The sequence below is a fragment of the Streptomyces sp. UF-297 genome, from assembly GCF_058245575.1.
This window is the reverse complement of record NZ_JBSIBZ010000129.1, coordinates 1-19,809: the sequence shown is the minus strand read 5'-3', so window position 1 is coordinate 19,809 and position 19,809 is coordinate 1. Positions and strand designations below refer to the sequence as shown.

Below are 19,809 nucleotides of genomic sequence, written 5' to 3'. Positions count from 1 at the left end.
GAGTCGCGCCTGAATCTCTGCGGGGACACCCCCCGGCACGTCCCCGACCGGCCGGATGGCGGCTCTCCCCCGGCGGTGCCACTCGCTGCCCACGGCCACTTGCCGCCCGCGTCCGGTCTTCGTCCCGGGCCGCTCGCATTCGCTTTGCGCGGCGGATCCGGCCAAGTTCGGCCCGTGCGGCGCTCACATCCAGCCCGTCCGGCGCTCACATCCAGCCCGTGCGGGGCTTGAATTCAGCCCGTCCGGCGTTTGAGGACGAGGCGTGTGGACGGATACGGCGAGGAGCCCTCCGCCCATCGAAATCAGGCCCGTGCGGGGCTTGAATTCAGCCCGTCCGGCGTTTGAGGACGAGACCGGCGCAGCCGTGGCGATGCGGGCGTGCGGCATAGCCAGCCCGTCCGGCGATCGAGGACGAGGCGCCCGGCGGAGCCGGGGCGATTGGGTGTTCAGGTGGTGGCGCCGCGGCGGCCGTGTTGGAGGAGGAGGACGGCGAGGCCGGCGGCGAGCCAGATGGCGCCGACGGTCTGGGCCGTGGGCGAGGCCTCGACGATGACGGCGACGACGACGGCCAGGCCGAGGAGCGGGACGATCACGTGCTTGAGGAGGCTGGGGGCCTGGGCCCGCTTGCGTACCCAGAACCAGCCGATGACGGACGCGTGCAGCAGGCCGAACGCCGTGAGGGCGCCGACGTTGACGATGGAGGACAGGTGGTCCAGGCCGTCGTCGGCGCGGGCCGCCCACACGGCCGCGACCAGCGTCACCACCGCCGCACCGAGCAGCGCCCGCCGGGGCACCCCGCTGCCCGCGTCCACCTTCGACATCGCCGCGGGCAGGCGGCGGTCCCTGGCCATGGCGAACAGCAGGCGCGCGGCCGCCGCCTGCCCGGCCAGCGCCGCGAAGGCCGCGCCGATCGCCTTGCTGACCGCCACCAGGTCGTGCAGCCAGCCGCCGACGGCGGAGTCGACGGTGGTGTAGAAGGCGTCGCCCTGCTGGGCGGGGTGCGCGGCGAGCTCGGCCGCGGTCATGGGGGCGAGCAGCGCCGCCAGGTAGGTCTGGAGGGCGAACAGGACACCGGCGACCACCAGGCAGGTCAGGACGGCGCGCGCCACCCGCGCCGAGCCGCCCGCCGCCTCCTCGGCGAAGGAGGCGATCGCGTCGAAGCCGAGGTAGGACAGGACCGCCACGGAGACCGCGGCCAGGACCGCGGTCAGGGAGAAGCCGCCCTCGCCGGTCAGCGGCACCGTCCAGCCGCGCTGCGCGCCGTCGGCGATCAGGACCCACAGGGCCGAGACGACGAAGACGACCAGGACCGCGATCTCCATGGCCAGTACGGCGAAGCCGACGACCGCGGCGGCCCGTACCCCCCAGAGGTTGAGGAGGGTGGTGACCACTACGGCGATCGCCGTCCAGACCCACTGGTGCACGGAGGGGACCAGCGCGTGCATGGCGATGCCGGAGAAGAGGTAGGCGACGGCGGGGATGAGGAGGTAGTCGAGCATCGCCATCCAGCCGGCGATGAAGCCCGCGCCCTCGCCCAGGCCCACCCGCGCGTAGGTGAAGACCGAGCCGGCCTGCGGGGCGACCCGCACCATCTGCGCGTAGGAGTACGCGGTGAAGGCCATCGCGACGGTGGCGACGAGGTAGACGACGACGATGGCGCCGTGCGACTTGGCCTGGAGCGTGCCGAAGATGCCGACCGGGGCCATCGGGGCGATGAACAGCAGGCCGTAGACGACCAGGTCCCGGAAGGTCAGGGTGCGCTTGAGGGCGCCGTTTCCTGCTGGGGGCGGGGGGTTCATGGCGTACACCTCTGCATGGGACGTGACCTGTCGGCTGCCCCATTAGCTTCGGGTACGGGCCCGCGGCACATGGCCAGGACGCGCCCGGTGTGGCGCGGGCCGATGTGACAGAACGCCTTACTGGGGGGTGGGGGCCGGGCCGTACGATGGATCTCATGACTGCTACCGACGCCCGCAGGGTCCTGCTCGCCGCCCCTCGTGGCTACTGCGCGGGCGTGGACCGCGCCGTGATCGCCGTGGAGAAGGCACTCGAGCAGTACGGCGCACCGGTCTACGTGCGCCACGAAATCGTCCACAACAAGTACGTCGTCAAGACCCTGGAGAAGAAGGGCGCGATCTTCGTCGAGGAGACGGAGGAAGTGCCCGAGGGCAACATCGTCATCTTCTCCGCGCACGGCGTCGCCCCGGTCGTCCACGAGGAGGCCAAGCGGGGCAAGCTCGCGACCATCGACGCGACCTGCCCGCTGGTCACCAAGGTCCACAAGGAAGCCGTGCGCTACGCCAAGGAGGACTACGACATCCTCCTGATCGGCCACGAGGGCCACGAAGAGGTCATCGGTACGAGCGGTGAGGCGCCCGAGCACATCACGCTGGTCGACGGCCCCGAGGACGTCGCCAATGTCGAGGTGCGCGACCCGGACAAGGTCGTGTGGCTCTCGCAGACCACGCTGTCGGTGGACGAGACGATGGAGACGGTCGACGCCCTCAAGGGCCGCTACCCGAATCTGCTGTCGCCGCCGAGCGACGACATCTGCTACGCGACGCAGAACCGGCAGATCGCGGTCAAGCAGATGGGCGCCCAGGCCGAGCTGGTCATCGTGGTCGGGTCCCGCAACTCCTCCAACTCCAAGCGGCTGGTCGAGGTCGCCCTCGGTGCCGGTGCCAAGGCGTCCTACCTGGTCGACTACGCCGAGGAGCTCGACGAGGCCTGGCTGGACGGGGTGACGACGGTGGGCGTGACCTCCGGCGCCTCCGTCCCCGAAATCCTGGTCGACGGCGTCCTGGAGTGGCTGGCCCAGCGCGGGTACGGCGACGTGGAGACCGTCAAGGCCGCCGAGGAGCACATCACCTTCTCGCTGCCCAAGGAGCTGCGCCGCGACCTGCGTGCCGAGGCCAAGGCCGCAACCGAGGGGTGAACGCGCCGCCGGACGCCTAGCCTTTTCCCATGAAGGTCTTCGGCGTGGACATCGGCGGATCAGGTATCAAGGGCGCCCCGGTCGATCTCGACCGGGGCGATCTGGCGGACGAGCGCTTCAAGGTGCTGACGCCGCACCCGGCCACTCCGGACGCGGTCGCGGACTGCGTCAAGGAGGTCGTGGACCACTTCGGGTGGTCCGGGCCGGTCGGCGCGACCTTTCCCGGAGTCGTCACCGGCGGCAGGACGCTCACGGCGGCCAATGTCGACAAGGGCTGGGTGGGGGTGGACGCCGCCGCCCTGCTGAGCGAGCGGCTGCGCGGGGAAACCCAGGACTGCCCCGTCACCGTGCTCAACGACGCGGACGCGGCCGGCATCGCGGAGATGCACTTCGGCGCGGGCAAGGGGCGCCAGGGCACGGTCGTCGTGCTCACCTTCGGCACCGGCATTGGCAGCGCGGTGTTCACCGACGGCAAGCTGGTCCCCAACACCGAGCTGGGCCATCTGGAGCTGCACGGCCACGACGCCGAGAAGCGCGCCTCGACCCGCGCCAAGGAGGACGAGGACCTCAGCTGGCAGCACTGGGCCCACCGGGTGCAGAAGTACCTCGCCCATGTGGAGATGCTCTTCTCGCCCGATCTGTTCGTGATCGGCGGCGGGGTCAGCCGTAAAGCGGAGAAGTTCCTGCCGCTGATCGAGGGCGTCAGGGCCGAGATCGTGCCTGCGCAGCTTCAGAACAGCGCGGGGATTGTGGGGGCCGCGATGGCCGCTCACGCCGCTGAGGAGTGCGCGCGGCCGGGCTCGTAGGCTGCCGGCGCGGCGCGGGACGCCGCTCAGGCCGGCGCGCCGGGCGGTTCGCGGCCTCGCGCAGGGCGCGGCGGCGCGCGGTGAGGGCGGCCTTGCGGGCGAGCGTCAGCAGGGCGCACAGCAGCGTTCCCGCGTACAGATAGCCCGCGTGGGTCGCCAGGACCGTGAAGACACCCATCAGCAGGCCGCCCAGGCCGCCGGTGCTCGGGCTGATGGGGAAGAGGCCGACGGTGTACGCGATGGGCAGCGCGACCGGCGCGGTGATCAGGTCGTACGGCCGCACCCACAGCGCCGCACCCGCGCTCACCAGCAGGAAGAAGACGCCGTACGCGGTGGGCGCGCCGCCGAAGAGCAGCGCGTCCAGGCAGGCGAAGGCCAGCAGGGCCAGGGTGGCGAGCAGGCCGCAGCCCAGGCCGGTGAGCCGGGGGCGCGGCAGCCGCCGGACCGCGGCGGCCAGCGGGGCCAGCGGGCCGCGCCGCTTCTGGCGTACGCGGTAGACCGTCGACGTCTCGCCGGGAGGCGGCGCTACGGCCTCGGCGGGCCGGGGGAGCCGGGCGTCCTGAGCCCCCGCCGGACGGCTTTTCCGGGGCGGGCTGTGCTGGGGGGTGCGCGCTCTGTGTTGCTCCACTCGGCAACGGTAGGCCGCTAAGTGGGATTAATCGGCCACGGGACACGCGTTTGGGACGAGCTTGGCGGTCAGTTCGATGTACGGGGGCGAACGGGCGGGCCGGGCGGGGTATCCGCGACGCCCCGTAGACTGGTTGATCGGCCCCGCCGGGGCCCGTACCCACCCACCCCACCTCCTCGCTCCGGGAAGTCGCCACCGTGTCGCTCACGATCGGAATCGTCGGTCTGCCCAATGTCGGCAAGTCGACCATGTTCAATGCCCTGACCAAGAACGACGTGCTGGCGGCCAACTACCCGTTCGCCACCATCGAGCCCAACGTCGGCGTCGTGGGCGTCCCCGACGCCCGGCTGACCAAGCTCGCCGAGATCTTCGGCTCGCAGAAGGTCCTCCCGGCCACCGTCGACTTCGTGGACATCGCGGGCATCGTCCGCGGCGCCTCCGAGGGCGAGGGCCTGGGGAACAAGTTCCTGGCGAACATCCGTGAGTCGGACGCCATCTGCCAGGTCATCCGCGCCTTCAAGGACGAGAACGTCGTCCACGTCGACGGCAAGGTCTCGCCCAAGGACGACATCGAGACCATCAACACCGAGCTGATCCTCGCCGACCTCCAGACCATCGAGAAGGTGCTGCCGCGCCTGGTCAAGGAGTCCCGGATCAAGAAGGACGTGGCCCCCAAGGTCAAGGCCGTCGAGGAGGCCAAGGCGATCCTGGAGAAGGGCGACACGCTCTTCTCCGCGGGCATCGTCCAGGGCTCGGGCAACGAGGAGCTCCTGCACGACCTCCACCTCCTGACCACCAAGCCCTTCCTCTACGTCTTCAACGTCGACGAGGACGAGCTGACCGACGAGGACTTCAAGAACCAGCAGCGCGCCCTGGTGGCCCCCGCCGAGGCGATCTTCCTCAACGCCAAGCTGGAGGCCGACCTCGCCGAGCTGGACGAGGAGGACGCCATGGAGCTCCTGCAGTCCGTCGGCGCCGAGGAGCCCGGCCTGGCCACCCTCGCCCGCGTCGGCTTCGACACCCTCGGCCTGCAGACCTACCTGACGGCCGGCCCCAAGGAATCCCGCGCCTGGACCATCAAGAAGGGCGCCACCGCCCCCGAGGCCGCCGGTGTCATCCACACCGACTTCCAGAAGGGCTTCATCAAGGCCGAGGTCATCTCCTTCGACGACCTGGTCGAGACCGGCTCGGTCACCGAAGCCCGCTCCGCGGGCAAGGCCCGCATGGAAGGCAAGGACTACGTGATGCAGGACGGCGACGTGGTGGAGTTCCGCTTCAACGTCTGAGTCCGCTGATGGGTGTTGCCCGGTCCGCGCTGGTGCGCGGGCCGGGCTTTTTTGTGTGCGGGGAGCTGGTGCTCGGCGTCAAGTGGGGTGGAGGTGCGGGGAGTTGGGGGGTGTCAGCGGGGGTAGACCTGGAAGAGGGTGGTGGGGCGGCCGTGGTGGAGGGTGCCGCCGGTGTGGAGTTGGCCCTCGATGATGTCGCGGGCGTAGGTGTGGGGGTCGGCCGTGGTGGCGGCGAGGCCCTCGATGTAGGCGCGGTGCTCGGCGAGGGAGTCGATGGCGCGCTCGGCGGCCTCGGTGGTGATCTCGACGGCGTGGGTGGGGTACGGGGAGCCGGCCACGGCCACCCGCAGGACGCCGTTCCAGGGCTGCAGGCCCTGCTCGGTCAGGAGCTCGGGGAAGATCCAGCGGTTGCCCGCGTCGCCCGCGGCGTCCAGGACGGCGCGGCCCACCACCCGGTGGTCGGGGGAGTTCCACCAGCCCTCCGCGCCCCAGGTGTCGTGGTGGTTGAGGGTGATCAGCAGCTCCGGGCGGTGGCGGCGGATCGCGGCCGACAGGTCGCGGCGCAGCGGCAGTCCGGCCTCGATCACCCCGTCGCGGTGGTCCAGGAACTCCACCGTGTGCACGCCCACCGCGGCGGCGCTGGCGCGCTGCTCGGCCTCGCGGATCGTGGCGCACTCCTTGGGGCCGAGCCCGTCGATGCCCGCCTCGCCGCGGGTCACCAGGAGATAGGTGATCTCGCGGCCGGCGGCCGTCCACTGGGCTATGGCGGCCGCCGCGCCGTATTCGAGGTCGTCGGGGTGGGCGACGACGGCCAGGGCGCGCTGCCAGTCGTCGGGCAGGGCGGCGAGTTCCGGGGCGGGGTGCGAGGTTCGGTCCGGCACGGGGTTTCCTTTCCGGCTTTCCGGTCTTCTCGGTGTTGCGGCCGATCCTGGCACGGGTGATCCGGGGTGCGCAGTGCCGTACGGCTCACCCCGGCCGGGCGGGCCGGTGCGGGGCCCTGTGGGACCGTGGGGTCGGGCCGGGAGTGCGGGGAGTGGAGAGGCGGCCGGGGCGGCCTGCCGTGTTGCTCCCCGGAGGCCAACTTCCTTGATCCGTATACCTGTTGAGCTGCGCTTCATCACATCGAGTGAATAACTGGCCCAGGGTTGCGACGAACAACCGACGGTTGCCACGCTGTTGCTGACTGTCAAGCTGTTGGGAGGGGCACGTGCCTTTCGGTGAGCAGCCCGCGTACCTCCGCGTCGCCGGCGACCTGCGCCAGAAGATCGTCGACGGTGTGCTCCCCCCGCACACCCGCCTTCCCTCCCAGGCCCGCATCCGCGAGGAGTACGGCGTCTCGGACACCGTCGCCCTGGAGGCGCGCAAGGTGCTGATGGCCGAGGGCCTGGTCGAGGGCCGTTCGGGGTCGGGGACGTATGTGCGCGAGCAGCCGGTGCCGCGCCGCATCGCCCGTGCCGGGTACCGCACCGGCGCGTGCAGTTCGCCCTTCCGTCAGGAGCAGGCCGACGAGCGGGTCAAGGGCACCTGGGAGTCCAACAGCCAGCAGGTGGAGGCGAGTTCGGCGATCGCCGCCCGGCTGCGCATCCAGCACGGCGACCGGGTGATGCGCACCCGCTATCTCTTCCGCGCCGAGGGCGACCCGGCGATGCTCTCCACCTCCTGGGAGCCGCTGGAGCTGACCGGCCGTACGCCCGTGATGCTGCCCGAGGAGGGCCCGCTGGCCGGGCGCGGGGTGGTGGAGCGGATGGCGGCCATCGACGTGATCGTGGACAACGTCGTCGAGGAGGTCGGCGCGCGGCCCGGTCTGGCGGAGGAGGCCATGGCCCTGGGCGGGGTGCCGGGGCATGCCGTCCTGGTGATCTCGCGGACGTACTACGCCGGCGGCCGCCCCGTGGAGACGGCCGATGTCATCACGCTCGCCGACCGCCACCGCGTGGCCTATCACCTGCCGGTGAGGTGACCGTCGGCGTACGGCGCCCGGGCCGCCCCTGCCGGTGGCGCGGAAAGCCTCCCAAGGGGGCCGTGCGAACCGCGCGTACTGGCGCGTAACCCTCCTGTGATCACGGGCATTTACTGCCATCTGTCCGTATTTGGCCGGGTATTTTTGGTGTGGGATACCTCACACACCGTCAGCTCAGGGGACTTTTGACCCTGCGTTGGAATCCGATCTTCCCAATCGCTTTTACGATGGCGAAGTTTGTGCACGGCACGGGGGAAGATCAGGAGACCAAGCACGTTGAGCACGACTAAGACCCAGAGCGCGGAGCAGGGCTCCCACTCGAATTACAAGAGGTCCCTGGGGACCATTGCCCTGACCGCCACGGGTCTTGGGTCGATCATCGGCTCCGGCTGGCTCTTCGGTGCGGAACGGGCCGCCGCCATCGCCGGTCCCGCCGCCATCCTGGCCTGGGTCATCGGCGCCGCCGTCGCCCTGACCATCGCCCTGACGTACACCGAGCTGGGCTCGATGTTCCCCAAGGGCGGCGGCATGGTCCGCTACGGCCAGTACTCCCACGGCTCGCTGGCGGGCTACCTCGCCGCCTGGGCCAACTGGATCGCCATCGTCTCGGTCATACCCGGGGAGGCCACGGCCTCCGTCCAGTACATGAGTTCCTGGAAGTTCGCCTGGGCCCAGGGCCTGTACGACGGCAAGGAGCTCACCGGCACCGGTGTCGCCCTCGCCAGCGTCCTGCTGATCTTCTACTTCTTCCTGAACTGGTTCGCGATATCCCTGTTCGCGAAGACGAACACCGCGATCACGGTCTTCAAGGTCGTGGTGCCGATCCTGACCGCCGGCGCGCTGATGCTGGCGCACTTCGACACCTCCAACATCAAGGACCACGGCGGCTTCACGCCCAACGGCTGGAGCGCGGTCTTCACCGCGGTCGCCGTCTCCGGCATCGTGTGGGCCTACAACGGTTTCCAGTCGCCGCTGAACATGGCGGGCGAGGCCCGTAACCCCGGCAAGTCGCTGCCCAAGGCCGTCGTCTCCTCCATCCTGATCGCGCTGGTCATCTACATCGCGCTGCAGGTGGCCTTCCTGATGGCCGTCCCCGGCGGCGACCTGTCCAAGGCCGGCGGCTGGGCGGGCCTGGGCTACAAGTCCCCGCTCGCCGACCTGGCCCTCGCCTGGGGCCTGAACTGGCTGGCGCTGCTGCTGTACGCGGACGCCTTCGTCTCGCCGTCCGGCACCGGCATGATCTACGCGGCCACCACCTCGCGCATGATCCAGGGCGTCCAGGAGAACGGCCACCTGCCCGGCATCTTCGGCCGCATCGACAAGAAGACCGGTGTGCCGCGCCCGGCCCTGGTCCTCAACCTGGTCGTCGCCTTCATCTTCCTCGCGGTCTTCCGCGGCTGGGGCTCGCTCGCCGAGATCGTGTCCGTGGCGACCGTGATCTCCTACATCACCGGCCCGGTGGCCGTGATGTCGCTGCGCCGCCTGGCCCCCGACCTCAAGCGCCCGGTCAAGCTCAAGGCGATGCCGGTGATCGCGCCGATCGCGATGGTCTTCGGATCGCTGGTCCTGTACTGGGGCCGCTGGCCGCTGACCGGCAAGGTCATCCTGATCATGGCCGTGGGTCTGCCGGTGTGGGCCTGGTATGAGCTGCGCAAGCCGATGGCCGAGCTCAAGCCGCACCTGAAGGCGGGCGCCTGGATGGTGGCGTACCTCCTGGTGATGGCGTGCGTGTCCTTCATGGGCGGCGAGGAGTTCGGCGGCAAGGGCTACCTGGCGCCGGGCTGGGACATCGCCGTGGTCGCGGTGATCGGCCTGGTCTTCTACTACTGGGGCGTGCGCAGCTCCTGGCGCAACCCGACGCTGGTGCAGGCCGAGGCGGAGGCCAAGGCGGCGGCCGAGGCCGAGGAGCAGGACGGCTCGCACAAGGTGCGCGCCGACGCCTGATCCCCACACCTTCCTGGTCCCTCCGGCCACCTCCATCGCGCACAGCGACGGGGGTGGCCGGTTCGGTATCTCTTTGTGCAAAGCCGTATCCGGTGCGTAAAGGTCGGGCGTAGGCTCGGGCATATGCGGATTGCGGTTTCGGCTTTTACGCAGGAGGGGCGCGCGACGGCGCGCTGCACGGCGGACGGAGGGGCGCAATGACCGACGGTGGAGCCGTGCTGCCCTGGCAGGTCATCCGCCAGGACGACAACGGCAACCGCTACCGCGTCGGCCGCTACGCCACCCGCGCGGAAGCGGAGCAGGTGGCGGACCGGCTCGACGTACGCGGACACAGGCAGCTGTACGTGGTGGAGCGGGTCGGCCGGGCCGTCTCCTGAGCGGCAGGGGCCGCGTTCCCGGACGCGGCTCGTCGCCGGGGCGCGGCAGTGAGGGGGCGCAGGGGGCGGCAGGTACGGCGGGGGACGTAGGCTGCCGCGCATGACGACGGAACGCGTGGTGGTGGGCGCGGCGCTGTTCGACGGCGGACGGCTGCTGGCCGCCCGCCGCAGCGCCCCGCCCGAGCTGGCCGGCCGCTGGGAGCTGCCCGGCGGCAAGGTCGAGGACGGTGAGACGCCCGAGCAGGCGCTGGCGCGCGAGCTGCGCGAGGAGCTGGGCGTCCAGGCGGAGGTACTGGACCGTATCCCCGGGCAGTGGCCGCTGCGGCCCGGCCTGGTGCTCCAGGTGTTCACCGCGCGGCTGCGCTCGGGCGACCCCCGGCCCCTCCAGGACCATGACGCGCTGCGCTGGCTGGCGCCCGGGCAGCAGGACGAGGTCGACTGGCTCGACCAGGACCGGCCCGCGGTCGCCGCCGCGATGCGCCGCCTCGCGCCGGAGCTGGGTACCAGGAGCGGCTGAGCGGGCCCGTACCCCTCCGCCGTCCGTCGGGCGACGGCGCAATCAGGGGGGCGTACTCCGTGATCGAGTACGCCTTTCGTGCCACGGTGCGCCATTGAAGGCGATATTGGCACCTTGATATCGGGTATGTGCTGATTAACCCCCCTCAAGATGGACAATCCGGTGGGGGTTGCACCGGGCTGGGAAGTGATCGGCGTGAACGACAGCGCAGCGGCAGGGACCCCCGAGTCGCCCGCCCCCGACCTCCGCCGGTCAGGGATGGCCCCCGCCTCGCCGATCGCCGAGTGGAGCTTCCCCGCCGAGCCCGACGCCGTGCGCACCGCCCGCGCGGTGGTGCGCCGCACGCTCCTGGACTGGGGGCTGGAGCCCGCCGTCGACGTCGCGGTCCTCCTGGTGAGCGAGCTGGTCACCAATTCCCTGCGCTACGCCAGCGGCCCCATCGGGGTGCGCATCGTACGGCTGCGCGGCGGCGGCCTCCTCGTCGAGGTGTCCGACCCGCTGCCCGACCCTCCCCAGGAGCGCGTCGCCGCCCCCGACGACGAGGGCGGGCGCGGACTGCAACTGGTGGCGTGCAGTTCGCGGCGCTGGGGCACCCGGCGCGGCAAGAGTGGCAAGACAGTGTGGTTCGAGCTGTCCGCCGCTGGTTAGGAGACAGGGGGAGTCCTGATCGTTGCCCATTCATCGACATTCTGTGGGCGGGCTGTGATCGAGACTGTGCTGTGATCGTGAAGACCGTGTTCCGGATAGCCGTATTGCTGGATACTCGGCTCGTCCGGTCCGGGCACGATGAGCTGGAGGGGACGGGGCTCGTGAGCGAGATGTCATCGGGGTCAGCAGGCGGGAAGAAGCCTGCGCGGACGGGCGGTCCTGGCGGCCGCCACGGTGCGTACGGCGTGCGCGGCCCCGACGACTCACGCGCCCCCGGCAGCCCGCCGATATGGCAGAGCAGCCCGCCCGGCTCGATCTACGACCACATCCGCGTCGCCTCCTTCTCGCTGGGCCCCGACGGCCGCATCCAGCAGTGGAGCGAGCGGGCCGCCGAGATGCTGGGCATCCCGGCCCGCGACGCCATCGGCAAGGACCCCGTGGCGGCGTTCGTCCCGCCCGAGCTGCGCGCCGCCGGACACCGCGCGGTCGCCGGCATCCTGGACGGCCGCGAGTGGACCGGTACGGTCCCCTACCGCACCGGCGACGGGCCGGGCGCCGACGGGCTCGCAGAGATCTTTGTGATGCCCTCCGAGACCGAGCGCGGCGAGCGCGCCGCGGTCTGTCTCGTGGTCGACGTACGCGCGCTGCGCCGCATCGAAACCGACCTCGCGGCCTCGCAGGCGGTTTTCGGTCAATCTCCCATGGGGTTCACCCTGTTCGGCACGGACCTGCGGCTGCTGCGGGTCAACGAGCGCTTCGCCACCGTCTTCGGCGGGCCCGCGAGCAGATTCCGCGGCTCCACCCCGCACGACTTCCTGCCCCGCGCCGAGGCGGACCGGCTCACCGCCGCCGTGCGCCGCGTACTGGACAGCGGGGAGCCGGTCTCCGAGATGCAACTGGTCGGCCCGGTGCCCGGCGCGGCCGACCGCCGCCGCTGGTCGGTCTCGCTGTACCGCCTGCACAGCGCCAGCGGCCGGCCCATCGGTGTCGCGGCCCTGGCCACGGACGTCACGGGCCGGCGCAGGGCCGAGCGCGAGGCCGCCAACGCCCGCCGCAACCTGGCCCTGCTCAACGAGGCGGGCGCCCGCATCGGCAACTCCCTCGACCTGGAGACCACCGCCCGCACCCTCCTGGACGTCGCCGTGCCGCAGTTCTGCGACCTGGCCTCCGTCGACCTCTACCAGGGCCTGCTGGCCGGTGACGAAGCGCCGCAGGGCCTGGCCGACGGCAGCGCCGAGCTGCGCCGGGTCGCCTTCGCCAGCGCCGTCTCCGACGCGCCGCTGGCCTCCTCGGCGCACCTGGTGCCCGAGGGCGACCCCGAGTCGGTGGCCGTCGGCGCCGTGCACCGCTTCCCCTTCAACTCGCCCTGCGCGGGCGCCCTGCGCACCGCCCAGGCCCAGATCATCCCCGGCCGCGAGAGCGAGGACCGCGGTGAGCTGGGCGCGGTGGTGCACTCCACCCTCGCCGTGCCCATGGTCGCCCGCGACACCGTCGTGGGGCTGGTGCAGTTCTCCCGTACGAAGGGCAGCGAGCCCTTCGGGGAGCGGGACACCGCCCTCGCGGTGGACCTCGCCGCGCGGGCCGCGGTCTGTATCGACAACGCCCGCCTCTACCGCCGCGAGCACGAACGCGCGCTCATACTGCAGCGCAGCCTGCTCCCGCCGGGCGACCCCGAGGCGGCCGGCCTGGACATCGCCTGCCGCTATCTGCCCGGCACCACCGCCACCGAGGTCGGCGGCGACTGGTTCGACGTCATCGAGCTGCCCGGGCACCGCACCGCCCTGGTCGTCGGCGACGTCATGGGCCGGGGGCTGCGGGCCGCGGTGGCCATGGGCGAACTCCGTACGGCCGTACGGACCCTGGCGCTGCTGGACCTGGAGCCCGCCGAGGTGCTCTCCGCGCTGGACGAGGTCGCGCGCGGGCTGGGCGCGGCGGGCGGCGGATCGCGCACGAACTCCCGGGCCCCGCGCGGCCGCTCCGGCACCGCCGCCGAGGAGCCGCGTACCGCCGACCTGTCCGAGGTCTACCTCGCCACCTGCGTCTACGCCGTCTACGACCCCGTCACCAGGCGCTGTACGTTCGCCAACGCCGGGCATCTGCCGCCCGTCCTGGTCGAGGAGGGCGAGGACGCCCTGATGCTGGACGTGCCGCCGGGCATGCCGCTGGGGGTGGGCGGCGAGCCCTTCGAGGAGATCGAGGTCGAGCTGCCGGACGGGGCGCTGCTGGCCCTTTACACCGACGGTCTGGTGGAGTCGCGCGACCACCCCCTGGACGAGGGGCTGCGGGCCTTCCGCTCGGCGCTGACGGACTCCGACCGCCCGCTGGAGGACGTCTGCGACCACGTCCTGAGCGCGCTGGACACCCGGCACGGCGAGGACGACATCGCCCTGCTGATGGCCCGGGTGCACGGGCTGCCCAAGGACGCCGTCGGCGACTGGAACCTCGCCCCCGAGCCCCGCTCGGTGGCCCGCGCCCGCGAGCTGGCCCGCGACCAGCTCACCGACTGGGGCCTGGAGGCGCTGGTCGACACCACGGAACTGCTGGTGAGCGAGCTGGTGACGAACGCGCTGCGGCACGGGCACGGGGAGATCCGGCTGCGGCTGCTGCTGGATCGGACGCTGGTGTGCGAGGTGTGGGACGCGGACCTGGCCCAGCCGCGGCGCCGCAGGGCCAGGGATACGGACGAGGGCGGGCGGGGGCTGCAGCTGGTGGGACTGCTCAGTACGGGCTGGGGCAGCCGTCGGACCCCGCGGGGGAAGACGGTGTGGTTCGAGCTCGCCCTGCCCGACGGGGACGGGATGCCGATGGATCCGGCGGATGCGCTGCTGAGCCTGTTCTAGCGGGTGCGGGCCCTACCGCGGCCCGGCGGCCGCGCGTCCTCAATCGCCGGATGGGCCGCTCTTCCGGCGGATCTTGTTACCGAGCCAGACCAAGGGGTCGTACTTGCGGTCAACCGCCCTCTCCTTCAAGGGAATCAGGGCGTTATCGGTGATCTTGATGTGCTCGGGGCACACCTCGGTGCAGCACTTGGTGATGTTGCAGTAGCCCAGGCCGTGCTCGTCCTGGGCGCCCCGCTTGCGGTCGATGCCGCAGTCGGCGGCGGCGTCCAGGGGGTGCATGTCCAGCTCCGCGATGCGCATCAGGAAGCGGGGGCCGGCGAAGGCGGACTTGTTCTCCTCGTGGTCGCGGACCACATGGCAGGTGTCCTGGCACAGGAAGCACTCGATGCACTTGCGGAATTCCTGGGAGCGGCCGATGTCCTGCTGCTGCATGCGGTATTCGCCGGGCTTGAGGTCGGCGGGCGGCACGAAGGAGGGGATCTCGCGGGCCTTGGTGTAGTTGAAGGAGACGTCGGTCACCAGGTCGCGTACGACGGGGAAGGTACGCATGGGGGTGACCGTGACCGTCTCGGCGCGCTCGAAGACCGACATACGGGTCATGCACATCAGCCGCGGCCTGCCGTTGATCTCCGCGCTGCACGAACCGCACTTGCCCGCCTTGCAGTTCCAGCGCACCGCCAGGTCCGGGGCCTGGGTGGCCTGGAGGCGGTGGATGATGTCCAGGACCACCTCGCCGTCGTTCACCTCGACGCGGAAGTCCTCCAGCGCCCCGCCGTCCGCATCGCCCCGCCACACCCTGAAGTGGGCCTTGTACGCGCCCGACCGGTCCTCCTGCGTGGTCACCTGCTCAGCTCCTCGTCCGTCAAGTACTTCACCAGCTCCTCCTTCTCGAAGAGTTCGAGGAGGTCGGGGCGGATGGGCGGGGTCTCCCGGCGGTCCAGGCGGATCTGCGCGAGCGCCGGATCGTCGTTCAACGCACCGCCCGCACCGGCCAGTTGGCACACCAGGTTCACCCGCCGCCAGCGCCGGTCCATCTCGGGGTAGTCGTCGCGGGTGTGGCCGCCGCGGCTCTCCTTGCGCTCCAGCGCGGCCCGCGCCACGCACTCGCTCACCAGCAGCATGTTGCGCAGGTCGATGGACAGGTGCCAGCCCGGGTTGTACTGGCGGTGGCCCTCGACCCCGGCCCGCCGGGCCCGTACCCGCAGATCCGCCAGCTTCTCCAGGGCCTCCTCCATCTCACCCTGCTTGCGGATGATGCCGACCAGGTCGTTCATCGTCTGCTGGAGGGCCTGGTGGAGGGTGTACGGGTTCTCTGCGGGGCCGCGCTCGCCCGCGGCGCCGCCCTCCGCGCTGAAGGGGCGCAGCGCCTCGGCCTCGGCGGCGTCCACCTGCCGGGGGTCCACGACCGGGCGCCGGCCCACCGAGGCGGCGTACTCGGCCGCGTACAGCCCCGCCCGGCGCCCGAAGACCAGCAGGTCGGACAGGGAGTTGCCGCCGAGGCGGTTGGAGCCGTGCATCCCGCCGGCGACCTCGCCCGCCGCGAAGAGGCCGGGCACCCCGGTGGCCGCCGCGGTGTCCGGGTCCACGTCCACGCCGCCCATGACGTAGTGGCAGGTCGGGCCGACCTCCATCGCCTCGGCGGTGATGTCCACGTCCGCCAGCTCCTTGAACTGGTGGTGCATGGAGGGCAGCCGGCGCTTGATGACCTCGGCGGGCATCCGGGTGGAGACGTCCAGGAAGACGCCGCCGTGCGGGGAGCCGCGGCCCGCCTTGACCTCGGAGTTGATGGCGCGGGCCACCTCGTCGCGGGGCAGCAGCTCGGGCGGGCGGCGGTTGCGGTCGGGGTCCTCGTACCAGCGGTCGCCCTCGTCCTCGGACTGCGCGTACTTCTCCTTGAAGACGTCCGGGATGTAGTCGAACATGAAGCGCTTGCCCTCGCTGTTGCGCAGCACCCCGCCGTCCCCGCGCACCGACTCGGTGACCAGGATGCCCTTGACCGACGGCGGCCAGACCATGCCGGTGGGGTGGAACTGCACGAACTCCATGTTGATCAGCGGGGCCCCGGCCAGCAGGGCGAGCGCGTGCCCGTCGCCGGTGTACTCCCAGGAGTTGGAGGTCACCTTGAAGGACTTGCCGATGCCGCCGGTGGCCAGCACCACCGCGGGGGCCTGGAGCACGAAGAAGCGCCCCGACTCGCGGTCGTAGCAGAAGGCGCCCGAGACCCGCCCGGCGGCCGGATTGCCCTCGGAGTCGGCCTCCTTGAGCACGCGGGTGACCGTGCACTCCTGGAAGACCTTCAAGCGCGCCTCGTACGAGCCGAATTCGCGCTGGTCCTCCTGCTGGAGGGAGACGATCTTCTGCTGGAGGGTGCGGATCAGCTCCAGGCCCGTACGGTCGCCGACGTGCGCCAGGCGCGGGTACTCGTGGCCGCCGAAGTTGCGCTGGGAGATCCGGCCGTCGGGCGTACGGTCGAAGAGCGCGCCCCAGGCCTCCAACTCCCATACCCGGTCCGGTGCTTCACGCGCGTGCAGCTCGGCCATCCGCCAGTGGTTGAGGAACTTCCCGCCGCGCAGGGTGTCGCGGAAGTGCACCCGCCAGTTGTCGCCGTCGTTCACATTGCCCATGCTGGCCGCGATGCCGCCCTCGGCCATGACCGTATGGGCCTTGCCGAACAGGGACTTGCAGATCACCGCCGTCCGCATGCCCTGCTCGCGGGCCTCGATGGCGGCGCGCAGCCCGGCGCCGCCCGCGCCCACCACGACCACGTCCCAGTCCTGCCGGTCGGCCAGTGTCATCTCGTGCCCCATCCCCTCGTCATCGCCCTTCGCGCTGCCCTCAGAACAACCGTGGATCGTCGAAGGCCCCGATCGCCAGCAGGAAGACGTAGAAGTCGGCGAGCGCGACGGTGAGCAACGACCACCAGGCCAGCTGCATGTGACGCGCATTCAGTTTGCCGACCCAGCCCCACAGGCGGTAGCGCACCGGGTGCTTGGAGAAGTGCTTGAGCCGGCCGCCGACGATGTGCCGGCAGGAGTGACAGGAGATGGTGTACGCCCAGATCAGCACGATGTTCACCAGGAACACCACGGTCCCCAGGCCCATGTGGCCCCACTCGTAGTGCTCGTCGCGGAAGGTGAGCACCGTGTCGTAGGTGAGGACGAGGGCCACCAGCACCGCGAAGTAGAAGAAGTAGCGGTGGATGTTCTGCAGGATCAGCGGGAAGCGGGTCTCGCCGGTGTACTTCTTGTGCGGCTCGGCGACCGCGCAGGCCGGCGGCGAGGCCCAGAAGCCCCGGTAGTAGGCCTTGCGGTAGTAGTAGCAGGTGAGCCGGAAGCCCAGCGGGAAGATCAGGATCAGCAGGGCGGGGGACAGGCCCCACCACGGCCCGAACAGATCCCAGTTGGGGCCGCCGCGCATCGACTGGCAGTTGTTCGCCAGGCAGGGGGAGTAGAACGGCGAGACGTACGGTGCGTCGTAGTAGTCCGCGTTCGCGAACGCCCGCCAGGTGGAGTACACGACGAAGGCGAACAGGCCCGCGGCCGTCGCGGCCGGGGCCAGCCACCATCGGTCGGTGCGCAGATGGCGGGCGGGAATGGCGGCGCGCGACGGGGCGTGCACACCCGTCGCGTCCCTCGCGTCCGTATGCGGTTGGGGTTCGGTGCCAGTGGCCAACGTCGGTCTCCGTAGGCGGCTGTCCACAAGGGACTTCGGATGGTCGGGGGCGGCCTGTGCGGGCCGCGGCCCTAGGGGGCCCGGCGGTCGCGAGCGCCGAGCCCTTCGTCCTCGGCGTCGGCCCACAGGGCGGAGTCGTACGGCGTGTCCGGGATCGTCACCATTTCGGGCTCGTTGTCCGGCACGCGCTGCGCGCTGCGCGGGGCCGCGGTGTTCGCCGCACCCTCCCGCAGCAGTTCCAGGCTCTCGCGCAGATGGTCGGTGTCGCTGCGCACGCGGCGCATCTCCAGCCCGCCGCCGACGCGTCGTTCCAGTCGTCCCACCGACCGGACCAGTTCGTCAAGGCTGCGCTGAACTGCCGTCAAATCGTCCTGCAGGGACATGACTTGCCTCACCTCCGAGGGTGCGGTCGGCGTCATCGCGTCTGCTCGGGCCGCGTCCCGGCTGCTGCCCAGCGGTGGCCGTGACAGGTCGGACCCGTCCCGAGCGGCATGCGCCTGCGAGTGTCGCGCGTCACAGTCGCGGTTGGGAAGGGATCGGAAGCGATCGGACGTGATTACGGATGCGAACCGGCGCATTCCCGCGGTCACGCGCCACCCGGAGACTCGTTGGGCCGGGCGGGTGGCCTTCGTACCGCGGCCGACGTGTCGGCGCGACGGGACGCCGCCGGTCGCCTTCAGTGGGGGAGCCATAGATGTGATGAGCCGCCAAGTCGGCCGGATGTGCGCACAGACGGCGGCGAGGGCGGGCCCCGGAGGTAACCAGCCATGACCGACGACGTCAGACCAGGCAGCACGGCGGCCTGCCGCAGGCGCCGGTGCGCCGCGCTCATCGCGGCAGGAGTGCTGCTCCCCCTGCCCGTACTGACCGGCTGTGGATCGGGGGAGGAGCACCGGGTCGCGCAGGGCACCCAGGACATCGCCGCCGTGCCGCGCGAGAAGCTGCGCGAGGGCGGCACGCTGCGCTGGGCCGTCGACTCGGTCCCCGGCACCTTCAACGCCTTCCAGGCGGACGCCGACGAGAGCACCACCCGCGTGGCCGGGGCCGTGCTGCCCGCCCTGTTCATCCTGGACGGGCGGGGCAGGCCGCAGCGCAACCCCGACTATCTGGACGCCGCCGACATCACCGAGCGCGAGCCCAAGCAGAGCGTGCTCTACAAGCTCAACCCCAAGGCGCGGTGGAGCGACGGGCGGGCCATCGGCGCCGCGGACTTCGCCGCCCAGTGGAAGGCGCTGCGCGGCAAGGACAACGCCTACTGGACCGCGCGCAACGCCGGGTACGACCGGGTCGAGAAGGTCGAGCAGGGCGCCACGCCGCAGGAGGTCAAGGTCACCTTCGCCCGTCCCTACAGCGACTGGGAGTCGCTGTTCACGCCGCTGTACCCCAAGAGCGTGATGGGCAGCCCGGACGGCTTCAACGACAGCGCTCGCGAGCAACTGGCCCTGGCCGCGGGGCCGTTCACGCTCCAGGGCCGCAACGGCAAGGCCGGTACGGTCACGCTCGTACGCAACCCCAAGTGGTGGGGCGAGCCCGCCAAGCTGGACAAGGTGGTGCTGACCGCGCTGCCGCGGGAGAAGCGGGCGGCGGCGCTGGCGGCCGGCACGGTCGACCTGGCCGAGATCTCCCCCGAGGCCGCCCGCAAGGTCGGCGCGGCGCAGCAGCCCCCGGCGTCCGGCTCGCCGAGCCCCGCCAAGGGGGCGGACGGCGGGGCGGTCAAGGCCGCGGGTGCCGCCGAGGGCAAGGCCGCGGCCGTACCCGAGGCCGCCGCCGAGCCCGCCGCCAAGAGCAAGGCGCAGCGCAGGGCCGAGGCCCGGGCGGCGGCCGAGCGGGCCGCGCTGCGCGGCTACACCGTCCGCAAGGCGCTGGAGCCCGCCTTCACCCAGCTCGCCATCAACGGCAGCACCGGGCCGCTCACCGATGAGCGGGTGCGCCGCGCGGTGGCCCGCGCGATCGACCGGCAGGCGCTGGCCGACGAGGTCCTCAAGCCGCTGGACCTGCCCGCCCAGCCGCTGGGCAGCCATCTGATGATGGCCGGGCAGCACGGGTACGAGGACCACAGCGGCGCCCTGGGCGCACCGGACACCGTGGCCGCGCAGGCGCTGCTGGCGGACGCGGGCTGGCGGGCCGCGGGCGCGGCGCCGGGCGGCACCGGGGCGCGCCCCGCCAAGCCCCAGCAGGCCGGGCACCAGGTGGCCG

At 71.6% G+C, this 19,809-nt stretch carries 17 protein-coding genes; 10 read left to right on the top strand and 7 right to left on the bottom strand.

Annotation, left to right across the window (positions count from 1 at the left end):
- Window positions 1-446: 446 nt before the first annotated feature.
- Window positions 447-1,799 (bottom strand): APC family permease, encoded by a 1,353-nt coding sequence (locus tag AC4IJH_RS40575; RefSeq protein ID WP_490857038.1) that lies wholly within the window; start codon window positions 1,797-1,799, stop codon window positions 447-449.
- Between the two features lie 146 nt (window positions 1,800-1,945).
- On the opposite strand from AC4IJH_RS40575, the gene AC4IJH_RS40570 reads away from it, so the two are divergent.
- Both AC4IJH_RS40570 and ppgK read left to right on the top strand, forming a co-directional pair.
- On the top strand, window positions 1,946-2,935 hold the full coding sequence (locus AC4IJH_RS40570; protein ID WP_490857037.1) for a 4-hydroxy-3-methylbut-2-enyl diphosphate reductase: 990 nt from the start codon (window positions 1,946-1,948) through the stop codon (window positions 2,933-2,935).
- A gap of 29 nt (window positions 2,936-2,964) precedes the next feature.
- On the top strand, window positions 2,965-3,741 hold the full coding sequence (gene ppgK / locus AC4IJH_RS40565) for a polyphosphate--glucose phosphotransferase (RefSeq protein ID WP_490857036.1): 777 nt from the start codon (window positions 2,965-2,967) through the stop codon (window positions 3,739-3,741).
- Here ppgK and AC4IJH_RS40560 read toward each other — a convergent pair.
- Window positions 3,638-4,369: a DUF6542 domain-containing protein gene (locus AC4IJH_RS40560; RefSeq protein ID WP_490857035.1), complete on the bottom strand. Its 732-nt coding sequence runs from the start codon at window positions 4,367-4,369 to the stop codon at window positions 3,638-3,640. The genes ppgK and AC4IJH_RS40560 overlap by 104 nt on opposite strands.
- 197 nt (window positions 4,370-4,566) lie before the next feature.
- On the opposite strand from AC4IJH_RS40560, the gene ychF reads away from it, so the two are divergent.
- Window positions 4,567-5,655: a redox-regulated ATPase YchF gene (gene ychF, locus AC4IJH_RS40555; RefSeq protein WP_490857034.1), complete on the top strand. Its 1,089-nt coding sequence runs from the start codon at window positions 4,567-4,569 to the stop codon at window positions 5,653-5,655.
- A 113-nt stretch (window positions 5,656-5,768) separates the two neighbouring features.
- On the opposite strand, the gene AC4IJH_RS40550 is transcribed toward ychF, so the two are convergent.
- A complete protein-coding gene (locus AC4IJH_RS40550; RefSeq protein WP_490857033.1) occupies window positions 5,769-6,536 on the bottom strand; it encodes a PIG-L deacetylase family protein in 768 nt (255 codons plus the stop codon).
- 326 nt (window positions 6,537-6,862) lie between these two features.
- Between AC4IJH_RS40550 and AC4IJH_RS40545 the strand changes: the two genes are divergently transcribed.
- The 6 genes from AC4IJH_RS40545 to AC4IJH_RS40520 all read left to right on the top strand — a co-directional run bounded on the left by AC4IJH_RS40545 (window position 6,863) and on the right by AC4IJH_RS40520 (window position 13,941).
- Entirely contained in the window at window positions 6,863-7,615 is a 753-nt protein-coding gene (locus AC4IJH_RS40545; RefSeq protein WP_490857032.1) for a GntR family transcriptional regulator, read from the top strand.
- A 276-nt stretch (window positions 7,616-7,891) separates the two neighbouring features.
- Window positions 7,892-9,559, top strand: coding sequence for an APC family permease (locus AC4IJH_RS40540; RefSeq protein ID WP_490857031.1), 1,668 nt, complete (start codon window positions 7,892-7,894; stop codon window positions 9,557-9,559).
- Between the two features lie 197 nt (window positions 9,560-9,756).
- Window positions 9,757-9,936, top strand: a complete 180-nt coding sequence (locus tag AC4IJH_RS40535; RefSeq protein WP_490857030.1) for an SPOR domain-containing protein — start codon at window positions 9,757-9,759, stop codon at window positions 9,934-9,936.
- 100 nt (window positions 9,937-10,036) lie between these two features.
- Window positions 10,037-10,453 (top strand): (deoxy)nucleoside triphosphate pyrophosphohydrolase, encoded by a 417-nt coding sequence (locus AC4IJH_RS40530; protein WP_490857029.1) that lies wholly within the window; start codon window positions 10,037-10,039, stop codon window positions 10,451-10,453.
- Between the two features lie 258 nt (window positions 10,454-10,711).
- The gene (locus AC4IJH_RS40525; protein ID WP_490857040.1) at window positions 10,712-11,101 is read left to right on the top strand and encodes an ATP-binding protein; all 390 of its coding nucleotides are present in this window, start codon (window positions 10,712-10,714) and stop codon (window positions 11,099-11,101) included.
- A 170-nt stretch (window positions 11,102-11,271) separates the two neighbouring features.
- Window positions 11,272-13,941 (top strand): SpoIIE family protein phosphatase, encoded by a 2,670-nt coding sequence (locus tag AC4IJH_RS40520; protein ID WP_490857039.1) that lies wholly within the window; start codon window positions 11,272-11,274, stop codon window positions 13,939-13,941.
- Window positions 13,942-13,980: 39 nt separating this feature from the next.
- Here the strand turns inward: AC4IJH_RS40520 and AC4IJH_RS40515 are convergent, their stop codons facing one another.
- The 4 genes from AC4IJH_RS40515 to AC4IJH_RS40500 form a co-directional block, all read right to left on the bottom strand.
- The gene (locus AC4IJH_RS40515; protein WP_490857028.1) at window positions 13,981-14,784 is read right to left on the bottom strand and encodes a succinate dehydrogenase/fumarate reductase iron-sulfur subunit; all 804 of its coding nucleotides are present in this window, start codon (window positions 14,782-14,784) and stop codon (window positions 13,981-13,983) included.
- On the bottom strand, window positions 14,781-16,736 hold the full coding sequence (locus tag AC4IJH_RS40510; RefSeq protein WP_490857027.1) for a fumarate reductase/succinate dehydrogenase flavoprotein subunit: 1,956 nt from the start codon (window positions 16,734-16,736) through the stop codon (window positions 14,781-14,783). Before AC4IJH_RS40510 ends, AC4IJH_RS40515 begins: the two co-directional genes overlap by 4 nt.
- A 40-nt stretch (window positions 16,737-16,776) precedes the next feature.
- Complete coding sequence (gene sdhC / locus AC4IJH_RS40505; protein WP_490857026.1) at window positions 16,777-17,613, bottom strand: succinate dehydrogenase subunit SdhC; 837 nt, start codon at window positions 17,611-17,613, stop codon at window positions 16,777-16,779.
- 71 nt (window positions 17,614-17,684) lie between these two features.
- Window positions 17,685-17,996 (bottom strand): Rv0250c family protein, encoded by a 312-nt coding sequence (locus AC4IJH_RS40500; RefSeq protein WP_490857025.1) that lies wholly within the window; start codon window positions 17,994-17,996, stop codon window positions 17,685-17,687.
- A 384-nt stretch (window positions 17,997-18,380) separates the two neighbouring features.
- Between AC4IJH_RS40500 and AC4IJH_RS40495 the strand changes: the two genes are divergently transcribed.
- A partial coding sequence (locus AC4IJH_RS40495) for an ABC transporter substrate-binding protein (protein WP_490857024.1) occupies window positions 18,381-19,809 on the top strand: 1,429 nt, incomplete at its 3' end.

What these genes read in the sequence shown, in the direction of transcription:
- AC4IJH_RS40530 (WP_490857029.1), top strand. Translation starts at nt 10,037, where the DNA reads ATGACGACGGAACGCGTGGTGGTGGGCGCGGCGCTGTTCGACGGCGGA.
- AC4IJH_RS40535 (WP_490857030.1), top strand. Translation starts at nt 9,757, where the DNA reads ATGACCGACGGTGGAGCCGTGCTGCCCTGGCAGGTCATCCGCCAGGAC.
- AC4IJH_RS40575 (WP_490857038.1), bottom strand. Translation starts at nt 1,799, where the DNA reads ATGAACCCCCCGCCCCCAGCAGGAAACGGCGCCCTCAAGCGCACCCTG.
- AC4IJH_RS40570 (WP_490857037.1), top strand. Translation starts at nt 1,946, where the DNA reads ATGGATCTCATGACTGCTACCGACGCCCGCAGGGTCCTGCTCGCCGCC.
- ppgK (WP_490857036.1), top strand. Translation starts at nt 2,965, where the DNA reads ATGAAGGTCTTCGGCGTGGACATCGGCGGATCAGGTATCAAGGGCGCC.
- AC4IJH_RS40510 (WP_490857027.1), bottom strand. Translation starts at nt 16,736, where the DNA reads ATGACACTGGCCGACCGGCAGGACTGGGACGTGGTCGTGGTGGGCGCG.
- AC4IJH_RS40500 (WP_490857025.1), bottom strand. Translation starts at nt 17,996, where the DNA reads ATGTCCCTGCAGGACGATTTGACGGCAGTTCAGCGCAGCCTTGACGAA.
- AC4IJH_RS40520 (WP_490857039.1), top strand. Translation starts at nt 11,272, where the DNA reads ATGTCATCGGGGTCAGCAGGCGGGAAGAAGCCTGCGCGGACGGGCGGT.
- AC4IJH_RS40525 (WP_490857040.1), top strand. Translation starts at nt 10,712, where the DNA reads ATGGCCCCCGCCTCGCCGATCGCCGAGTGGAGCTTCCCCGCCGAGCCC.